Annotated in this window: 11 protein-coding genes, 1 other RNA gene and 1 pseudogene; 6 read left to right on the top strand and 7 right to left on the bottom strand. The window is 60.7% G+C overall.

Going from position 1 to position 19307, the window contains the following annotated elements:
- Nucleotides 1-182, top strand: a pseudogene (locus VFN25_RS11895) (IS4 family transposase); the annotation flags it as partial.
- Nucleotides 183-1251: 1069 nt separating this feature from the next.
- Here the strand turns inward: VFN25_RS11895 and VFN25_RS11890 are convergent.
- A complete protein-coding gene (locus VFN25_RS11890) occupies nucleotides 1252-4212 on the bottom strand; it encodes a M14 family zinc carboxypeptidase (RefSeq protein WP_325142163.1) in 2961 nt (986 codons plus the stop codon).
- A 128-nt stretch (nucleotides 4213-4340) separates the two neighbouring features.
- Between VFN25_RS11890 and ubiH the strand changes: the two genes are divergently transcribed.
- The 4 genes from ubiH (at nucleotide 4341) to VFN25_RS11870 (ending at nucleotide 8332) form a co-directional block, all read left to right on the top strand.
- Entirely contained in the window at nucleotides 4341-5546 is a 1206-nt protein-coding gene (ubiH, locus tag VFN25_RS11885) for a 2-octaprenyl-6-methoxyphenyl hydroxylase (protein WP_325142161.1), read from the top strand.
- On the top strand, nucleotides 5543-6742 hold the full coding sequence (locus VFN25_RS11880; protein ID WP_325142159.1) for a UbiH/UbiF/VisC/COQ6 family ubiquinone biosynthesis hydroxylase: 1200 nt from the start codon (nucleotides 5543-5545) through the stop codon (nucleotides 6740-6742). Before ubiH ends, VFN25_RS11880 begins: the two co-directional genes overlap by 4 nt.
- Before the next feature lie 77 nt (nucleotides 6743-6819).
- Nucleotides 6820-7107, top strand: a complete 288-nt coding sequence (locus VFN25_RS11875; protein ID WP_325142157.1) for a hypothetical protein — start codon at nucleotides 6820-6822, stop codon at nucleotides 7105-7107.
- Between the two features lie 562 nt (nucleotides 7108-7669).
- Complete coding sequence (locus tag VFN25_RS11870) at nucleotides 7670-8332, top strand: hypothetical protein (protein WP_325142155.1); 663 nt, start codon at nucleotides 7670-7672, stop codon at nucleotides 8330-8332.
- A 106-nt stretch (nucleotides 8333-8438) separates the two neighbouring features.
- On the opposite strand, the gene VFN25_RS11865 is transcribed toward VFN25_RS11870, so the two are convergent.
- The 4 genes from VFN25_RS11865 to VFN25_RS11850 all read right to left on the bottom strand — a co-directional run bounded on the left by VFN25_RS11865 (nucleotide 8439) and on the right by VFN25_RS11850 (nucleotide 17327).
- A complete protein-coding gene (locus VFN25_RS11865; protein WP_325142152.1) occupies nucleotides 8439-8924 on the bottom strand; it encodes a cupin domain-containing protein in 486 nt (161 codons plus the stop codon).
- Between the two features lie 23 nt (nucleotides 8925-8947).
- Nucleotides 8948-12775 carry a translocation/assembly module TamB domain-containing protein gene (locus tag VFN25_RS11860; protein WP_325142151.1) on the bottom strand — a complete coding sequence of 1276 codons (3828 nt, stop codon included), beginning with the start codon at nucleotides 12773-12775 and terminating at the stop codon, nucleotides 8948-8950.
- 53 nt (nucleotides 12776-12828) lie between these two features.
- A complete protein-coding gene (locus VFN25_RS11855; protein WP_325142149.1) occupies nucleotides 12829-14562 on the bottom strand; it encodes an autotransporter assembly complex family protein in 1734 nt (577 codons plus the stop codon).
- 176 nt (nucleotides 14563-14738) lie between these two features.
- Nucleotides 14739-17327, bottom strand: a complete 2589-nt coding sequence (locus tag VFN25_RS11850) for a glycosyltransferase (protein ID WP_325142147.1) — start codon at nucleotides 17325-17327, stop codon at nucleotides 14739-14741.
- Nucleotides 17328-17658: 331 nt separating this feature from the next.
- Between VFN25_RS11850 and rnpB the strand changes: the two genes are divergently transcribed.
- Nucleotides 17659-18039: RNase P RNA component class A (gene rnpB, locus VFN25_RS11845), an RNA gene on the top strand.
- 78 nt (nucleotides 18040-18117) lie between these two features.
- Here the strand turns inward: rnpB and VFN25_RS11840 are convergent.
- Both VFN25_RS11840 and VFN25_RS11835 read right to left on the bottom strand, forming a co-directional pair.
- Nucleotides 18118-19005 (bottom strand): YihY/virulence factor BrkB family protein, encoded by an 888-nt coding sequence (locus tag VFN25_RS11840; RefSeq protein WP_325142145.1) that lies wholly within the window; start codon nucleotides 19003-19005, stop codon nucleotides 18118-18120.
- 22 nt (nucleotides 19006-19027) lie between these two features.
- Nucleotides 19028-19279, bottom strand: a complete 252-nt coding sequence (locus VFN25_RS11835; protein ID WP_325142143.1) for a hypothetical protein — start codon at nucleotides 19277-19279, stop codon at nucleotides 19028-19030.
- Between the last annotated feature and the right edge of the window lie 28 nt (nucleotides 19280-19307).

Here is a 19307-nt window from a genome sequence, read left to right as displayed (position 1 = left end):
ACCTGCCGAAATCACCGCCGGGACTTCGATGGGCCTGTTTGGCTCTGGCCAGACTGGGTGGGTTTGCTGACACGAAGCGAACAGGACGTCCGGGTTGGGATGCCCTGTGGCGGGGTTGGGCGCGCCTACAACAACGCATTGCGGGCTATCACCTTGCCCAAGAAATGATGCCAAAGATGTGATCAAGAGACAGGCGCAGGCAGGGGCCCAGTGACGTTGCTTGGTTTGATTATTACGCCGCTTCGCGACGCGGTATCCTTGCCCTTTTTCACTCTCCTCCCAACCCTCCGTCGCCCCTGCGAAGGCAGGGGCCCAGTGACTCTGTTCTTCAAAAGCACGCCGCTTCGCGGCGCGGCATCCACGCCGGAGTATCACTCGCCTCCCGGCGAGCGAGTTACTTCTCTTTGAGTGGCCAAAGAGAAGTAACCAAGAGAAATGCCACCCCACACTCGCGCCCTACGCACAGTCCCTGTGCTTCGGGTGCGCGAGGCCGCTCCGGGGTTCGCCGACAGTCCATCCCTGGACTGGCGTCGAACTGGCCCACATCGTGTGGGCCACCCTTCGGGCTGGTCCTCCGCAGCCTCGCCGCGATCTAGGGGGCCCCGTTGAGCGCGCGTCGTGCGCGCCAAAGCAAAGAGCAGATCAACGGCCAAAGCCAATGCGCGAGCTCGCGGGAATCCGCTTCGTCTTGGCTGCGCAGGCGACTGCATGGATGCAGGAGGTACGCCTCCATGGATGGAGGCGGTAGAACGGCGTCGGGAACAGCCGTCGAGAGCAACGCAGGAGCAGTTGCCGAATGCGCAGTAACCGGGCCCCCTATGCAGCGGCAGCGTGACGTAGGCGACTGCATGGATGCAGGAGGTACGCCTCCATGGATGGAGGCGGTAGAACGGCGTCGGGAACAGCCGTCGAGAGCAACTCAGGAGCAGTTGCCGAGATAGCCCGCAGGGTGGGCGCAATGGATTGCGCCCAGTTCGACGCCAGTCCATGGATGGACTGTCGGCGAACCCCCGGAGACCGCTGTATCGGGGTGGCCTTCTCTTTACTCCGGGCTCCCGCCCTACGCCCTGCGGGCCGGCTTCGCCGTTCGCGCTGCTCCTGCAGCGCAGTGGTGACTTTCTCTTAGCCACTCAAGAGGAAGTGACTCGCTCGCCCGGAGGCGAGTGAAAATCGGCAGGGATGCCGCGCGACGAAGGCGCGTGCCCTGGATGCTCAGAATCAGATTGAAGGGCGATCATTCCCGAATGCCGATCAAAGTGAATCAAAATTCAAAATCGCATTGGTCACCATCGGATAACTGCCAATCGTCGCCGCGCGCCACATCGGGTTGATCGCAAACAGCAACACATGGCCTTTGCCCAGGCGCGCATCGACCACGGCGGCCTTCCTGGCCAATCCGCCAGCATTGTCGAGCAGGCCGGAAACCAGCAAATCACCACTGTCGGCGAAACGCAGCAAGGCGCGTGGGCGCTGGCCTTCGGGAATCAGGAAAATGTTGTTGCGCGCTTGTTCCGCGTTCAGCGGCACGGCTTGCCAGGGCTTGACCGAGGGCAGTTCGGGTGGATCGACATAGCCCGCGCCTTGCGGAAGATCGATATCGTCGGGACCGCCGCGACCGGTTGGGCGATTGCTGTCGTCGGCGGTCGGAATGCGTCCGTCGCCGAGAATCTGGTTGCTGACCTTGAAGGCCATGCCCTTTTCCGAGTAGACCGTGAACGCTGCGCCGTAGCCCCAGGTGACCGGACTTTCGCTTTCGGTGGTTTGCGCGCGGACCAGACTGCCGTTGATGACGAGCTTGCCCTTGTCAGCGATGCTGACGCCCGGTGCGAGGCCGCTGTCGATGGCGAATTTGGCGGTGTCTTCCGAGGTGATCAGCAGGCCGCCATCACGTACGAAGCGCTTGAGGTGATCCACGCCGCTGCCGCCGAGTCCGGGACGGATGTCGTCGGTGCTGTCGATGAGTCCGAGGTTCGGTGTGAGAGCGGACTTCTTCCACGGCATGGCATTGCCGTACATCGGCAGGCCGTCGACGATCAGTTGCGTGCTCGAGTAGCCGATCGGCCCGAATAGGATCACATCGAAGCGTTTGCGCAGATTGTCGCTGCGCGCGACATCCTGGGTGCTGATGTAAGTGAACGGAATGCCGAGATTGTCGAGCGCCATGCGCCACCAGCCCTCGGTCTGCGTGTTGAGCCAGGTATGCATGATGGCGACGCGCGGCAGGCCGAGCTTGCGCGTCGTTACATCGGGCATCGAGTCGGCTTTGAATACACGGAGTCCGAGTTTGCCGGCCCGTTCATCGAATGCGCTATCGGCGCGGCGTGCGATCAACGAGCCCGCTGCGAATTCCCGGTCGCCAATCGTGAACGACCGCGTGGCGATATCGATCGAGGCTCCCTTCTCAGCAAAGCGCAACGAGGCGAGTTCGGCCGCAGCCGGATTGGCGATGATGCGGATAGCGCCGCTGCCCTCGGCGGTGTGCGTCGGCAGTGGCCAGGTCAGCGCCTGCATCGGTGCCTTGAGCAAGGCGGCATCGGTGACTCGAACGAGATCCACGCCGAACTGGTCGCCAAGCGACCAGCCGGTGTCGTCATAAGGGTGCTTCTGCGGATCGTCCGGCGACCAGTACTGGCGGTCGAGCAGGACATCGGCGATGCGCGAGTAGGGTTGATCCATGCGCACGACATAGCTGCCTGCCGGGAAGGTGCGCGTGGTTGGCTTGTTTTCCTTCGAACCCTCCTTGTCGTCGTCGGAGTGGGCGTTCTTTTTTGCTTGCGCAAGTTGCACGGTCAACGCCGAATCGAGGCGCATGACTTCGGCCTTTTGCCGATGCAGGACTTCGAGCAATTTCTGCTGCGCGCTGCGGCGCGGATCATCGGCACTGAGCACGTAACCGGCCGGGCCGGAGTCGGCGGCCTTGGTTACCGAGCGCTTCGACTTGAGCCAGAAGTTGCGCAGAAACTGCTGGCTGTTGCTGGAGAAATAGTCGAGTGCGGTGAGCATGGCGCTTTGTGAATAATTGTTGTTGTTGCGCTGCGACCACATGACCCTGGCGCGTGGCGGGTTCGGCCGGTACCAGGTGCGCTCGTACTCGCTCGGATCGAGGATGCGCTCCTCGGTATCGGCACCGCCATTGCCGAAGGTTTCGTAGAGTCGGCTGATGCCGTTGTGGGTGGCGGCGATGAACATCAGATAGCCCGGGCTCCAGGTATCGAACTCGCCATGCGTGAACACGCCGGGCAGGCCGAGCCGGGTCAGGGTATCGACATTGTTCCAGCCGAGTTGCTGCCACTCGCCGACCAGCAGCGGGTCGACCCAGGCGTTGTACGGTCCGGCGCCGACCGTGTTGTCGTAGAGAAACGGCACCGACTCGTGCATGTCGTGCAGCACCTGCGCATGCCAGCCGGTGTAGGTGTTGATGACATTGCGGGTCAGGGCCAGCGAGGCCAGCATCGCGTCGCGATTGTTGTCATGGGCAACGTAGTGTCCCCAGTACAGCAGCGGTGGCTGTTGCGCCTCGGGATGCGCCCGATGCCAGTTGTAGATATCGACCTTGCGCTCCCAGCCATCGGTTTCGACGACCGGCGTGATCAGGGTGATCACCTTCGAGCGGATCGCCTGGATATACGGCGCATCATCGACGGCCAGGCGATAGGCCAGTTCCATCACCGAGGTGGGTGATCCGGTCTCGGGGGAATGGATGGTGGCGGTGATGTAATAGACCGGCACCGATTGTTCGATCAGCTTGGCTGCGCGCTCATCATCGAGGCCGATCTTGCGTGGATCGGCGAGTTGGGCGAGACGCTCACGGTTGGCATCGAGATCGGCCAGCAGTTTCTCGTCGGCAATCGCCACCGCGATCATCTCGCGACCTTCCTCGGACTTCCCGATGCTGTAAACCTTGACCCGCGGACTGTTCGCCTCGAGCGAGCGGAAATAGTCGTAGACCGTCTTCAGGCGCGGCAACATGTTCGGCGCACCCGAAACATCGCCAAGCGCCTTGGCCGGCGTCGGCACCGTGTCCGAGGCGGGCAGGTAGTCGGTCAGTTGTGTATTGAATGACGGATCGGTCGTGTACCTGGCGATCTGCTCGCCATACCACGCATCAACCTTCTGCTTCGGATCAGCGGCGAAATGCGTTTCAAGCGGCGAAGCGGCGTGCAGGTTCGCGGCGCACACCAATGCCGCGATTGAGACGAGCAGACGTTGCATGGACTTTCCCCGTGGATTTTCAGCAGATGCGTACTGCGGCATTCTGCCAGAGTGGTCTGCCGCCGCAGGAGTGGCATCAGTCACTGTGGATTGTGCGGCCTTGCCCTTATCATGGGCAGATGAAGGACATGCATGACATTGTCATCGTCGGTGGCGGACTGGTCGGTTCGAGTCTGGCCATCGCCCTGGATGGCTGCGGGTTTCGCGTCGCCCTGGTCGAGGCGGCGCTGCCGAAGGTTTCCGAGCAGCCGAGCTACGACGAACGCAATCTGGCGCTGGCCCGGGCCAGCATCAATGCGCTGACTGCGCTCGGTGTCTGGGCGCATACGAAAGGGCAGGCGGCGCCGATTGAGCGCATCCATATCAGTCGTCGCGGCGAATTCGGTGCGGTGAACCTGGTTGCCGATGAGCTCGGATTGCCAGCTTTCGGTGCGGTGCTGCCGGCACGCGAGCTCGGCAATGCCTTGTTGCATCGGCTTGATGCATGTCAGTCGCTTGAGCGTATTGCGCCTGCGCAACTGACTGCGATTGAAAGCACTGCCGATACGATTGAACTGAGTGTTCGCGAAGGCGAGCGTGAACGGCGCTTGTCGACGCGCTTGCTGGTCGGCGCCGATGGCACCGGATCTTTCGTGCGCGGACATTTCGGCATCGGCGTGCAACGCACCGATTACGTGCAAAGTGCCTTCGTCACCACGCTGACCACAGAGAAGCCGCTTGATGGTCGGGCCTTCGAGCGCTTCACCGATTCCGGGCCGGTGGCAATGTTGCCGTGCGGTCGCCATCAGGCAGGCCTGGTCCTGACCGTTCCGACCGAAGATTCGGATCGTGTTGCCGCACTCGATGACACCGCATTTATCGCCCTCGTCCATGAGCGTTTCGGCTATCGGCTCGGACGCTTGAGTCGACCCGGCAAACGCAAGCCGTATCCGTTGGCGCGCGTGCTCGCCGATCGCCTGACCGCCGAGCGCATGGTGCTGGTCGGCAATGCCGCGCAAACCGTGCATCCGCTCGGCGCGCAAGGTTTCAATCTGGGCTTGCGTGATGCGTTGAGTCTGTCCGAGTTGCTGATCGCTGCGCGGCAGGAGAATTCAGATCCGGGCAATGCCGATTTGCTGCAACGCTATGTCGAACGTCGCACACCCGATCGCGAGGCGACGACATCATTCAGCGATGATCTGGTGCGCCTGATGGGCAACAAATCCGCGCCGCTGCGGGTACTCCGTTCACTCGGCTTTGTCGCACTCGAACGGCTGACCCCGCTCAAGCGCCGGGTTGCCTTGCGCGGCATGGGTTTTCGCGGCGATGTCTCGCAACGGGCACTCAGTCGATGAGCCGTCGCGGCGAGCTCGATGTCATCGTTGTCGGTGCCGGTATCGCCGGTTCGGCCATGGCCCTTGCCCTGGTGCGCGCGGGTTTCGATGTCGCATTGATTGAGTCGCGGTCACCGATGCCCTGGAAGGCCGATGATGAAGTCGACGCACGCGTCGTCGCCCTGGCGCCGGATGGCGTTGCCTTGTTCGAGGATCTGGGTGTCTGGAACGATGTGCTCGACGCACGCGCCAGCGCCTATCAGCGCATGCGCGTCTGGGATGCACTGGCTCCCGGTGAACTCTGCTTCGATGCCGCGGATCGCGGCGAAGCAGCGTTGGGCTGGATCGTCGAAAACCGCTTGCTCCAGGATGTTCTCTGGCGCGCCTTGAATCAGTCGGCCGAACGCGGTGATCCGGTGCGCCTGCTGTGTCCGGCCGAAGTCACCGAGGTCATCAACGAAGCCGCTGGCGTGTCGGTCGGCCTCGCTGATGGCAGCCGCTTGCGTGGACGCCTGCTGATCGCCGCCGATGGCGCCAACTCGCCGATCCGCAATCAGCTCGGTATCGCGACGAAGGATCACGATTATGGCCAGCGCGCAATCGTTGCCCATGTCGCTACCGAACGATCACACGAATCCACTGCCTGGCAGCGCTTTCAGCCCGGCGGGCCGCTGGCTTTTCTGCCGCTCGCCGATGGCCGCTGTTCGATCGTCTGGTCGCTGCAGAACGATGAGGCCGCGCGCCTGCTTGCGCTCGATGACTTGGCGTTCTGCGCGGAGCTCGGCTGCGCGCTGGATTTTCGCCTCGGTGCGGTGACCTCAACGACAAAGCGCTTCGCTTTCCCATTGCGCATGCGCCTCGCCGAACGCTATATCGGCGGCCGCTGCGTGTTGATCGGCGACGCCGCTCATGCTGTGCATCCGCTGGCCGGGCAGGGCCTCAACCTCGGCCTGCGTGATGTACACAACTTGCGCGGGCAATTGCTGCGCGCACGTTCGCGCGACAGCGATATCGGTGCCGCGCATTGGCTGCGCCGTTACGAGCGCGAACGGCGCAGCGAAAACGTTCTCGCTGCCAACGGCTTCAGCCTGATCGAGCGCACGTTCAATTCCGATTCGACCATGATCGCCGGATTGCGTGGCCTCGCCCTCGGCGTCGCCAACCGAATCACGCCGCTGAAACGTCGACTTGGTGATGCCGCGGCGGGCAGGCTCTGATTGATCCAATCATTCTGTTTGGTCTGGATTCGGGGTGCATCGGTTCTACTCGGGATACAACCCACGAGGAGACCGACATGCCCGAACTCAATCTTCGACTGACTGCAGGCGATGACGCCGCTCGTGTAGTCATCAATCTGATTGGATCGCTCGATGGAGTGGAATCTGCAGAAGAGATCGCCGACCTTATGCCGCATATGGATGATCCGGATTCCAGTTCGCGAGGTTTGCCGGACGATATCGGCCCGGGAACACATCTGATCAAAGTCCAGGCCCTGAACGACGCCATCCTCAAGCGCGCGCTGGAGGTTGCCGAAGCATCGGCAGATGATCAAGGCGCGGCACTCGAAGTGGTCGACAACTAGCCCCGATTTTTCATGAAAAGCACACGCCCTCGCTTGCTCATTGCATCCACACGACTTTCCGCTCAATCAGCGATCGCGCCCGCTATCCCTTCAATCGCGAAAAGCCGTGTGAATCCAATGGCATGCACCATCATCGCGCGTAGTCATGAATAATCCGGGTTGGCGACCTGTCAAACGTGACTCGGCTGGCCTGTGATCCCGTTTGAGCTGTCCAGATTTCCGACGATTCTTGATCAATAGCTCAACCACGGGTTTGCAAGCCCTCGAAAATCTGGCCTCGCCCGGCCGAATCCTCGCCTCATCAGAAAAGGTCCGACTGGCTGCTGGCGCGGTGATTTCATCGGCTTGAAAATGCGAAGGACCGCGCGATCGATGGATCGCGCGGTCCTTCCTTGCTTCAAGTGACGCAGGCGTTCAGCTCTGTCCGCGTTTGCCCTGGGTCCCTCGACCGTGCATGCCGGCCACACCCAGATTCGAGCTCGGATCCGTATGCACGGGTGCGCCATCGTGAAGGTTCGATCCGACGGCTCCGGGGTTTGAATGACCCGAGTGAGCGGTGCCTGTGGGCCAGCTCGGCCCCTGGCGCACGCGCTTCTTCTTCGCTTCAAGCAGTTTGCGGATCTGCTCGGCAGATTTTTCCGGGGTGATCGGCTTGTTGCGCGTTCGGGCAGACTTGCCCGCCGCCGACTTCTTGCTTTTGGCGGTCGGTTTGCCTGGTGCCTTGCTTGCCACCCGTGTTTTCGCAACCTTCTTGCTCGCGGGTGTTTTCGCTACCGAGGATTTCTTCGTCGCTTTTGCAGTCGTTTTCGCAGCGCGCTTTGCTGGTGCCTTCTTCGCGGCAGTCTTCTTCGTCGCTGGTTTGCTTGCTGTCGACTTTCGCGCTGCCGGTGTCTTGGCGACTTTCTTTTTGGTCGCCTTTTTCGGCGCTGAGGACTTCTTCACTGTTGACTTGGGCTTGCTTGCGACTGCCTTCTTGCTGGTCGTGGTCTTTTTCCTGGCGGTTGTCTTGCTTGCCTTTGTGCTGGCGGTTTTTGCAGTTGTCGATTTCTTCTTCGCAGCAGTCTTCTTTTTGGCGGCGGGCTTGGCTTTCTTGCTGGTCTTCGTCGTGGCCATGATGTCTCCTGGAAAAGGATGTGCAGGTGCTCCGTCGTGGATTCCTGCCGATACGCACCACAGTACGAACCGTGCACTGGCATGCGCGACTTGCATTGATGCCATTGTTTGACTGGACTTGCGCTGAATAGACGGCTTGTCAGCAGATGCCTGGAAGAAGCCGAACAGCGCGCAATTTCAAGAATTTCATGAAATCCGATAGCGCCAGGTGGGCGCGATCAACTCAATTTCAACAACTCGGGATCGATGTCTCCAAGCATGTCGATTACGCTGGCCTCGTCGCAGAGTGTGCTGAAGCCGCGCCACTCGTAGCCTGGAGCAACCGTGCAACCCACCAGAGCATAGTTGCCAACCGGTCGGGCTGCTTGCCAGCAACCGGCGGGGACGACGAAGACCGGTGCCGAGTCATGCCCGACCGGGCCGAGCACATGTTTCGACAATTGCCGATCACGTGGATCGAAGCGCAGCATTTCCAGGGCTTCACCTTCGTACCAGTGCCAGATCTCGTCGGCATCGACGCGATGCCAGCGACTGATTTCGCCCGCGCACAACATGTAATAGATCGAAGTGGCCATTGGCCGCTCGCGCTGCTCGTCACCGAAGGCGATGCGCTGGGTCGATTCGTAGATGCGGCGATAGTGGCCCCCTTCGATGTGGGGTTCGAGGGCGAGCAGGCGCTTGAGATGTTGGGCACGTTCAATCATTCCGACATGATAGTCGGGAGTGACTATTTCTCGAAACGATAGTTGAAGCCGGCGCGGCTGCCCGTGGTTGCGTTCTGTGCCTCGAAATTCCAGCGATGGCTGAACAAGTAGCGCAAGGTGACCACTTCGCCCGGATCAAACACGCCCACGCCATAACTCAGATAAAGTTTCGGCGACAGGTATTTTCCGACCGTGAATGCCGCGCCGCCGAGCGCATCATTGTCGGCGACGCCGATGTCATCGACGCCCATCTTGCTGCCGATGCTCTTGGCCAGCAGATCGCCGCCCGCCGTACCGAGCGCGCGAGCCGCCGTGCCAAGCATGTCGCCTTCGCCACTTTTCAGCGACGAGAGCGGTTTGCCGGTAACCAGATACGAAAGCGCTTCGGATTGCTCCATCGTGGGATCCGAAAACACGGTCAACACCGGGACCTGCGCAGTACCGCGCACGAGCAGGCCTGCGGTGATATTGCCGGTGCGGATCTTGCGCGTCGCGCGAATATCGATGCCGGGGTTGTCAATCGGGCTGCTGGCGAAAAGGATTCGTCCGGTTTCGATCTTCAAATCCTGGCCATATGCCTTGTAATTGCCGCCGGCGTTCAAGGTTCCGCTGCCCGTGGTGACCCGGCCAGGTCGTTCACTGACGACGAGCGTTCCGCTCAAGCTGCCGTCGAAACCGAAGCCGGCGAGTTTGACCTTGTCGCCCAGTGAAACCGCCACCGTGGCGGTAACCGGAATCGATTGTCCGGGCTCAGGTTGATCAGCATCCACGATGACGACATCGGGCGAGACCGCGCTGGCGCCGCCGCCGGGCAGTTTGGACAGGTCGACGTTCGCAGAGGGAATATCCAGCTTGCCGGTGACAAAAATGCCGTCTTCCCTGCGCTCGACAGACAAATCCGGGCTGACCACAAGACGAGCGGCAGGAATGTCCGCGGCAAGGAAATCCTCACCCTTGATGGAAAATTTCATCGGCTCTTTGCTGTCGAGCCCGCCTTCACCGGAGACAGTCAGGTTGCCCTTGCCGGACTGGATCGAACCCTCGAGCACATAGCGTTGCGCATCGACGGCGCGCAAGCTGAGGTTTCCGCTCTGCAGTTTGAGACCCATGGCAGGAATCTCGGTCGCGAATCCGTCAAGCGTCAAGGCGCCGTCGAGTCTGGGTTCATCCAGCGTGCCGGCAATCGCGTAGTGCGCGGAAAGCTTGCCGCGCGGGTTGCTGACTTCGCTGCTCAGCAGTTCGAGAAATGCCAGGCTGTTGAGATCGGCCTTGATTTCGCCGTTGATGGTCTGGATGCCATCTTGACCCGGTGCCAGGGCGATATTGCCTTCGAGTCGACCATCATGATCGAGTTCGGCGCGGAGTGTCGCCGTGGTCGATGAATCATTCAGATCGGCGTTGATCGTGAATCCGCTGTAGCTCAGCAAGGGCTTGTTGCCACCGTCGATATAGAACAGTTCTCCCTTGTCGGAAACGAGTCGCGCGTTGCCGCTGATCGGGCCGTTGCGCTTGCGGCTGATGTCGCCAGAACCCTTGACTTCGCCGCGCAGAAGCAGCGGTGAATCCGGTGCGCCGAGACGCCCGACCAGGCGCAGCGGAAGGTGCTCGATCTGGTATTTGCCGGCGAGCGATCCGTCCGTGTCGCTGCTGCCGCCGATGCACAGGCGTGCGGGCACTTCAGGCTGCCGAGGTTTCACCGATTCCGCCGCTACTTGTTCGGCTTTCACTGGCGGCTTCAACTGGCCTTGCGTTGATCGCTCACGAGTCGACGGTTTGCTGATCAGGCAAGCTTCCGCCAGATCGAACCGGCTTCCGTTCCAGCTCATCTGCGCGGCTTGATCGAGCTCAAGGTTCGGCAAGTTGCGCCCGGCGGGATCGACAAGCAGCGAGGTCATCCGCCCATCCCAGTTTCCGCCCTTGCTGGCACCGGCCATCGAAAGCTCGATACTCGCCGGCGTGCCCTTGGCCACGAGATTCAGCTGATGCGATGCCGCGTTGCCATCGCCTTCGATGAGGAGGGTGTCGAAGCGTGTATCGCCGCGGGACAGGTTTTCGGCCTTGAGGGTCAGCGCACCGGCGGGTTTGGCCAGATTGGTGATCTTGGCGACGAGTTCCATCGAGTCGATGCGAGCGCCTTGCCAGGCGATGTCGTTGCCGGTGATGTCTCCATCAATATCAAGTTTTGGCCATTCGCCCGAAACATGAATATTGCCATTGGCCTTGCCACCCGCATCAGGCAACCAGTCCGCCAGCGAGGCGGTTTCAAATCGAATGCGTGCATCGGTCTGGCTGCCGCCATTGCCTTCGACGCGAACGCGACTGTTCCCGGAGGTCAACTCGAGATTTCCATCGACGACATAACCCGGTTTCATGCGCAGATCGGCCGAGCCGCCCAACGGTCTACCGTGCAGGCTGCCACCTACCTGAGCGAGAACCAGTGTTGCATTCGGACCCTTGGCGGTTTGCGTTCCGGCGGTGTCGAGGACGAAATCAATTGCGCCCGGCCAGCCGGCAAAAAAAGCGCCGGGGTCCAGCTGGCTGGCGGTGGCCTTGATGTTCCAGCCAAGCGTCGGTTGCAGCGAGATCGTGCCGCTGGCATCGAGCCCGCCCTTGGCCTGTTTCAGGCGCACCGTGTTGAGCGTGATGGCCTCGGTGGTGCCATTGATGTCGATATCGATATCCGCAAGCGCATCAGGCGGACCAAGCGCCAGCGTGCCTTTTGCCGCGAATGCCTCGACATTGCCATCAATCGACAATTCGCCGTGCGTCGCGAGGGGCTGGCCAACCAGATCCGCCGGCAACGTGACGTCCTGCCAGGAGGCCAGGAGATCCGCACGCGGCGGCGACACCGTTGTGTCCACGGAGCCGAGAAGGTCGAGCGTGCCGGTCGACTCGGGCGAAGTCAGATGCATTGATTCGATGGTGATGACGCCATCCTTCAAGGCATAGCGCAATGGATCGATCGCAACCGCGTGTTTCTCGATCGTCATCGAGCCGCTGATTTCTCCCTTCGCATGATCGCCGGTACCGTTCAGATGCACGGCCAGTTGGCCGAGCGTACTGTCCGGCGAAATCGCTTTTGCGGCGAAGGTCGGAACATCGAGCTGCAGGTTCCAGGCCGCTTTCGCGGTCTGCTCGATGGTGACTACGGCACTCGCAGGCGTGGGTTTCGTCAGGTTCAAATCAATGCGCGTCTGCTTGCCGTCACTGCGACTCTTGAGTACGCCGGCGAGGTCGGTTTCACCAACCCGCCAGGTGAAGTTGGTCTCGCCGCTGCCGGAATAGCCGCCGACGATTCCCAGCGTACCGTTGAGATCGACGTGACCATCCGGAGAGCGCAGCACCAGCTTTCGGACGCGCAAGCCGTCATGTGTCCATCCGCCTTTCAAGTCGAGGCGGTCGGCCACAAAAATTGATTCGCCGTCTTTCCGGATGGAGGCACGTTGCAAGACGAGCCCGTTGATGACGATGTTGATCGGTGGATTCAGCGAAAACGTGCTGTCGTCATCACTTGACGGCGCAACCGTGGTTAACTGCACATCCACATCGTCGACGACGACATCGTTCAGTTCGACGCGACCTGCCAGCAGGGCAAGCGCGCCGAGATCCACGCTGAGGTGCTTGATCTGTGCGTCAACGCCGGCTTCCGGGTCGAGGTAACGCACACCATCGAGCACGAGTGGACCCGACAGGCCGCCGCTGATGTGATTGACGAGCAGTTTCTGATCCAGCGCCGATTGCACGCGAGCCAGTACAAAATCTGCACCGGAGCGGCTGTTGAATACCCAAACCAGGAGTCCGCCAAGAAGAATGACCAGGGCCAGGCCTAGCCAGGCCGTCGCACGCAGCACGCGGCGCCTTGGCCGTGTCCGGGCCGGACTCGTTGCGGTTTTGTCTGGCGCGCTCATAGATCCGGCCCAATGACGATGTGCAGTTCGACGCCGCTGGCAAACTTGTCGCCGATCGGCGTGCCCAGATCGACCCGAACAAGGCCGACCGGTGAGCGCCAGCGCAATCCGAAACCAGCACCGAGCTTGAGGTCAAAATCCTTGCCGCTGAACGCATCGCCGGCATCGACGAACGCGGCTGCGCCCCATTTCGGAGTGAAGTAATACTCGTACTCGGCGCTACCGACGAGCAATTGCTCACCGCCAATAACCTTGGGTACTTCTCCGTCCACGGCTGGCAGACGCGGGCCGACCGTTTGATAGCTGTAGCCACGGATTGAGCGGTCCCCACCCGCGAAGAAGCGCAGCTCGGGGGGCAACTTGTCGAAGTTGCCGACCTGGGTGTAGCCGGCCGCGCCGCGGGCGATGAAGCGTGAGTTGTCCCCGATTCCGCGGATCCATTTCGCATCCGCAGTGATCTGGGCAAAATTGGTGTCGGAGAGCAAGCCTTTCTGGCCTGCTCGTGCGGCGAGAGTCAACGACCAGCCCTTGCGCGGGAAATTGAAATCGTCGGCACGCTTCTTGGTCAGCGAAATTTCCGGGTAGAGCAAGGTGGTTTTGCCCTTGATGTCAGCCACCTTGAAATCGCCAGTAAGGAATTGCAGGCCAATGGTGCGTGTCCAGCCGTGCCAGATCTGCGAATCGTTGGCGGCCAGGCGGAAGGTTTTCGACTGGCTGGTCTTGGTGTTCTCGTCCCGATAGCTGATGCCGAAGTTGAAGCTGTGGTTGTTCTTGCCCGGCAATGGAATCTGGTACAGCGTCGACAGGGTTTTCAGGCGTTGTGCGAGGATCGCCTCGAACTTCAACTTGTGGCCGCGCGTATTGACCCAGCGTCGCTCAACGCCGCCGCGGACACCGGCTCCGGTATCGGTACCGACAAAGACGCCGCCGGTGTAGACGTTGCGCTTGGCCGGGGCCAGCGTTACCGCGATCGGCACCTTGCCGTTGCCGGCATTTTCGGTATCGGGCTGAACCTGAGAGATGGCAAAGTAGTTGGCATCAAACAGGCGCTGCTGCAGGGTCAGTAATTGCGCCTGGTTGTAATAGTCGCCGACATCCCATGGAATGAAGCGCTGCATGAAATCATCGGGAAATTGACCACCCTCGAACTCCGTCTCGGCAAAGCGGTAACGTTCGCCCACCTTCCATTCGAGATGGATCTGCGCCGTATTCGATGCGCGTTCGACGTCGACGCGATGGGTGACCAGCTCGGTATCCAGATAGCCAACGCTGAACAAGGCGGCGTGAATGGCCGCCTTGCTGCGCTCGTACTCGGCATGATCCAGGCGTTGGCCCTTGTGCGGCGAGAATGCGGCGCGGGCCATGTGCACGGCCTTCAATCCCTTGCTTTCATTAGTATTCTTTGGATCGATATCAATCTTGATATCGACAGCGGTCACTTTGACCGGATCACCAGGAGTCACCTGCAGGGTGACGAGGAAATTATCACCCTCGCGGGAAAGATCAGCGTCAACCTGGCTGTTGTAATAGCCATAAGGCTCAAGCGCTTTCTTGATTTGCGTTTCGGCGCGTCGATAGAGCCGACGCACCTGGGCGCCGCTGACTTCGCGCTTGGTGTATTGCTGCAACTCGAGTGCACCAAGTGCGGCCGGGCGCAAGGTGTCATTGAGCCCATCCAGCTTTACCGATACACGTGCGGCAAATGACGGCAACGAAATCATCGTCAACATCAAGCCAGCCATCAGGGACGTGCAGCAGTGACCGCGCCGGGTTGCCATTCGGGAAGAAAAATCTGTCATGGATGTTTTATAGCAGGGGCCACAGTAGAACGCTGTTACGCGCGTCGCTCGCGTTCATGTTCGGGCCATGATTGTTTGCAATCAGGGTCTGGAAACGAGGCGAATGCTTACCCGTTGTCGCCCGAATCATGGGCGATCCACGCGCCCACCAGAGCGGAAAGATACGGTACTGCCTGTGCGGTCAGAATGGCGATCCACAATTTTCCTTCGGTGTAGTTGATGCCGCTGGAATGGATCATGCCGATGATGCAGGCGACCAGAGCGATGAACATCAGCAACTCTTCGCGTACCGACGAAAACGCGCTCGGCTTGCCGCCGAGGCGGCGGCCCTTGGCGGTGCGCACGAACTCGCCCTTCTTCTTCCACAGGCCGAGGAAGATGCCGCGGGCGATGGCGTGGCTCAACCCCATGCTGGCGATCGAGGCCATGATCGTGTCGTACCACGAGCACGGCACGCGCTTGCGGTAGAGAACGATGCCGAAGAACACCTTGCTGATGATGAAGCCGATGATCGGAATCAGGAACAACTCCATCGGCAGGGTGAACAGTTCGGGCCAGCCGACCATGCCGATCGTCCAGGCGATCGCCATCATCGTGAAGACCAGATGCAGGGCATCGGCAAACCACGAGAACCAGCCGGTCAGGAAGTGGAACTTCTGACCACGGCTCAGCGGGCTGTCCTTGCGCGTCATCCAGCCGAAGCGCGCCTTCATGATCTGCATGGCGCCGAACGCCCAGCGATAGCGCTGCGACTTGTAGGCGGTGAAATCAGCCGGGGTCAGGCCCTTGCCCATCAGTTCATCGACGTAGGCCAGTTCATGCCCGGCGTGCATCAGGCGCAGGCCGAGCTCGGCATCCTCGCAGATGGTCCATTCCGACCATGCGCCGGTGTTGGCGAGCAGGTCCTTGCGCACCATGGTCATCGTGCCGTGCTGGATGATCGCGTTGCGCTCGTTGCGGTGATGCATGCCGATACGGAAAAAGCCGTCGTATTCCCAGGCAGTCATGCGCCGGAACCGATCGTCCTCGAATTCGCGATGGGCTTGCGGGCATTGCACGACAGCGATGTCCGGGTTTTTGAAATGACCGGTCAACGCGCTCAGCCAGTCCTTGCGCACCACGTAGTCGGCATCGACTACGGCGACGACTTCGGCGCGCGGATCAGTTTGCTCAAGGCCATAGTTGAGCGCGCCGGCCTTGAAGCCGGGCCACGGGGACAGATGGAAAAAGCGGAATTGCGGGCCAAGCTTCGCGCAATATTCCTCGACCGGTTTCCACACGGCTTCGTTCTTGGTGTTGTTGTCGATGACCAGCACTTCGAAGTTGGCGTAGTCGAGCGCAGCGAGTGAATCGAGGGTCAGAATCACCATCTCGGGCGGCTCGTTGTAGCAGGCCAGATGGATCGAGACGAACGGCTGCTCGGCCGGCGGGGAGGGTTCGAGCAACGCGAAATGACGCAGCCAGCGCGGGCGCCATAGCACTTCGGTGAACTCGAAGCCATTGATCAGCAGGACAAGAATGATCGCCAACTGGGCGGGTACGAGGAGCATGAACATGGTCCAGTCGAACGGACTCAGATAGAACGCCAGCGGTACGCTGACCGACCACACCACGACCGAGGCCGAAAGCTGGATCAGGCCGAGGAAAAAGAAGATGCCGGTGACGAAGAAGCGCATGAAATGTCGCGCAAACCAGAACATCGGCAGCAAGGCGAGCAACGAGGCAGCGAGTGCCTTGATCGGCCAGGTCGGATCTTCGACGACCTTGCCGGTCATCGAGAATTTCGGTTCACGCGCGGCATTGAACATGCCCCAGTAAGCTTCGGCACGGCCACCGATGGCCTCCTTCCACGGCTGGTCGATCGCTTCCATCACGTAGTAGTCGATCTTTTCGCGTTCGGCGACATTGAACCATTCGCGCAGAAATTGCGCCTCGTTTTCGATCGATGGCTGCGCGTATTCCTTGCGATCCCCATTCGATGGCCAGCCGATTTCGGCGATGACCACGGGTTTGCCCGGAAACAGTTCCTTGAGCCGGTAGTACTGGCCGAGGGTGAAATTGATCGCGTCCTTGCGCGGAATTTTTTCCCAGTACGGCAGCAGGTGCACGCTGATGAAATCGACGTGCTCGGCGAGTTGCGGATTGCGCTCCCAGACGAAGAATGGCTCAGCAGTAGAAACCGGGATCTTCAGCTGTGCGCGGGCGCGATCGATGTAGCTGATCAATTGCTCGACGCTGACATCGCCGCGCAGGATCGTCTCGTTGCCAACCATCGCGCGAGTGATGTTGGCGTGCTTGCGCGAAAGCGCGATCAAGGCTTCGAGTTCGGCCTCGTTGTTGCGCATGCGCTTGTCGATCCAGGCGCCTGACATGACTTCCATGTCGTAGAACGCGGCCAGGCGCGGAATCTGCGGACTCTCCACCGACGAATAGGTACGCAGGCGCTTGGTATGCCGCGAGAGCATGCGGATGTCGCTGGCCAGCTCCGATTCGGAAGGAAACAGGTTCTTGGTCGGATCCTGATAGCGCTGGAACGCACTGAACGCCATGCCTTCGACGCGCCCACTCCAGTCAGCGACCGGGGTCGGCCGGTTGAGGAACGCCCACAGGCCGAAATTCAACGCAGCCACCGTCACCGCGAACAACACGGCACGCCAGAATGATTTCTTCACGGGTTCGAACGGCGTGTTGATCAAGAGAGGCTCGGAGGGGCGAAGCGCAGCGCGGCAGCATAGCCGACGCCACCCTGCGTCTCAATGGAATGTCTGCTCATGCTGTGTTGCCGTTCATGCTTGTCAACAACCGTCGAGCGGGCGGTAGAAGCGTCAGTCTGGCGCATTTGCCTGTTCTGTTCTTTTCGCAGCAACTTGATCGGATCCAGATTCGATGCGTTGCGCTTGGACAGGCGTCGTGACGATTGCGCCACTTGATCAGCGTAGCTTTAGGCAAAACGCTCGCCAGCAGGCTGACGCCCTGCAAAGCACGAGGATATCCATGGCCAGGCGGTAAACCGTTACACTGGGCGTTGGAGTCGGCCAGGCAGTCGCGACGTGTTTCGGCACGGCGAGGAAAGTCCGGGCTCCGCAGGGCAAGGTGCCAGGTAACGCCTGGGCGGCGCGAGCCGACGGAAAGTGCAACAGAAAGCAAACCGCCGAACGGTGTCTGCGCATCCGGTTTTCCGGAATGCAGCGGCCATGCGTGGTAAGGGTGAAACGGTGTGGTAAGAGCACACCGCATGCGGGGCTAACGCCGCATGGCACGGCAAACCCCACTTGGAGCAAGACCAAATAGGGGAGCTATGGCGCGGCCCGCGTCGCTCCCGGGTTGGTTGCTAGAATCCTGCGGCGACGCAGGATCCAGAGGAATGGCTGCCCACGACAAAACCCGGCTTATCGGCCGACTCCTTCTTTATTCATCGACGTGGGCGCGCTTGTCGGGCGGCAGGCGCGCGCCATCCAGCGCCTGTGATCGACGGGTCCAGCCCGCTCAGCCTGGATGCGTTTCCGGCAACGGGCCATCGAACGCCTCGGCCAAATGGCGCGTGAGGCCGGCACCAACCAGCACGATCAACGAGGTGTAGTAGACCCAGATCAGGAGCAGGATCAGTGAACTTGCCGCGCCGTAAGCGTCGGCGCTGGTGGTTGCTCCCAGATAAGTGCCAAGCGCCCATTTGCCGAGTTCAAACAGGATTGCGGTCAGGGCGCCGCCGACAAAGGTGTAGCGATAGGCGATGCGTGCGTCAGGGACAAAGCGGAACAGCAGGCCAAAGCCAATCGAAAAGACGATCAAGGCCAGCAACTCGTTGATGACCAGCCACAGGCTGCCTTGTTGCTTCAGGATCAGGGTCATCGTGCTGCTTGCGACGAGGGTGATCATGAGCAGAAAGCCAATCACCGCGAGCATGCCGAAAGACAGCAGGCGCCTCCGTATCCAACCCCAGACTGCATTGCTCGGCACACCTTTGGTGCCCCATACCGCGTTGATCGCGGCCTGCAATTGAGCGAAAGCTGTCGATGCCGAGATCGCCAGCGCGCCCAGACTGACCAAGCCCGAGACGCTGGCGTTGAACGGACTTTGCTGCGCGTTCTTCATGATCATCGCCGCGCTGTCACCGACCTGACTACCAAACAGGATGCCGAGTTGTTCGATCAGTTTGCTTTCGGCGCCCGCTGAAAGCTGAGACGAAGCCCAGATGCTGATGACGATGATGGGCGCGAAAGACAACGCCGCGTAGAAGGCGATCGACGCCGCCAGCGTCAATGGATCATGAGAGAGGAAATCCGTGATGCCGTGCCAGATTCTGCGCCATCCACGCAGCGGAGCCGACTTTGCGGAGTGTCCTGAATCGGCCTGATTGGCAGGCGTCGCTTGCATGAAATCTGTTTCCTGATGCGAATTAGCGACCTATTCGCCCAATCAGAAAAGCGAGTGTGCCCGCGACAGCGACACTGGCAATGGGTTGATCACGTATGAGATCGCGAAAATCATTCAGCAGCGAATCGGTCTCATTCCTGACCACGGACTTCAAGGTCGCGGCGGTATCCTGAATGCCATCGATCACGTCGCCGAGTTGCGGAGCGACTGCGGCCGCCGGATTGGGTGGCAGGGAGGGGTCGGAATGGGCGGAGGGAAGCTCGTTGGTGGTCATGGAAGGCTCCAGAAGCAGGATGTCGGAG

The sequence above is a fragment of the Dokdonella sp. genome (genome assembly GCF_035703485.1).
Classification (GTDB): Bacteria; Pseudomonadota; Gammaproteobacteria; order Xanthomonadales; family Rhodanobacteraceae; genus Dokdonella.
This window is presented reverse-complemented; position numbering and strand designations above follow the sequence as displayed.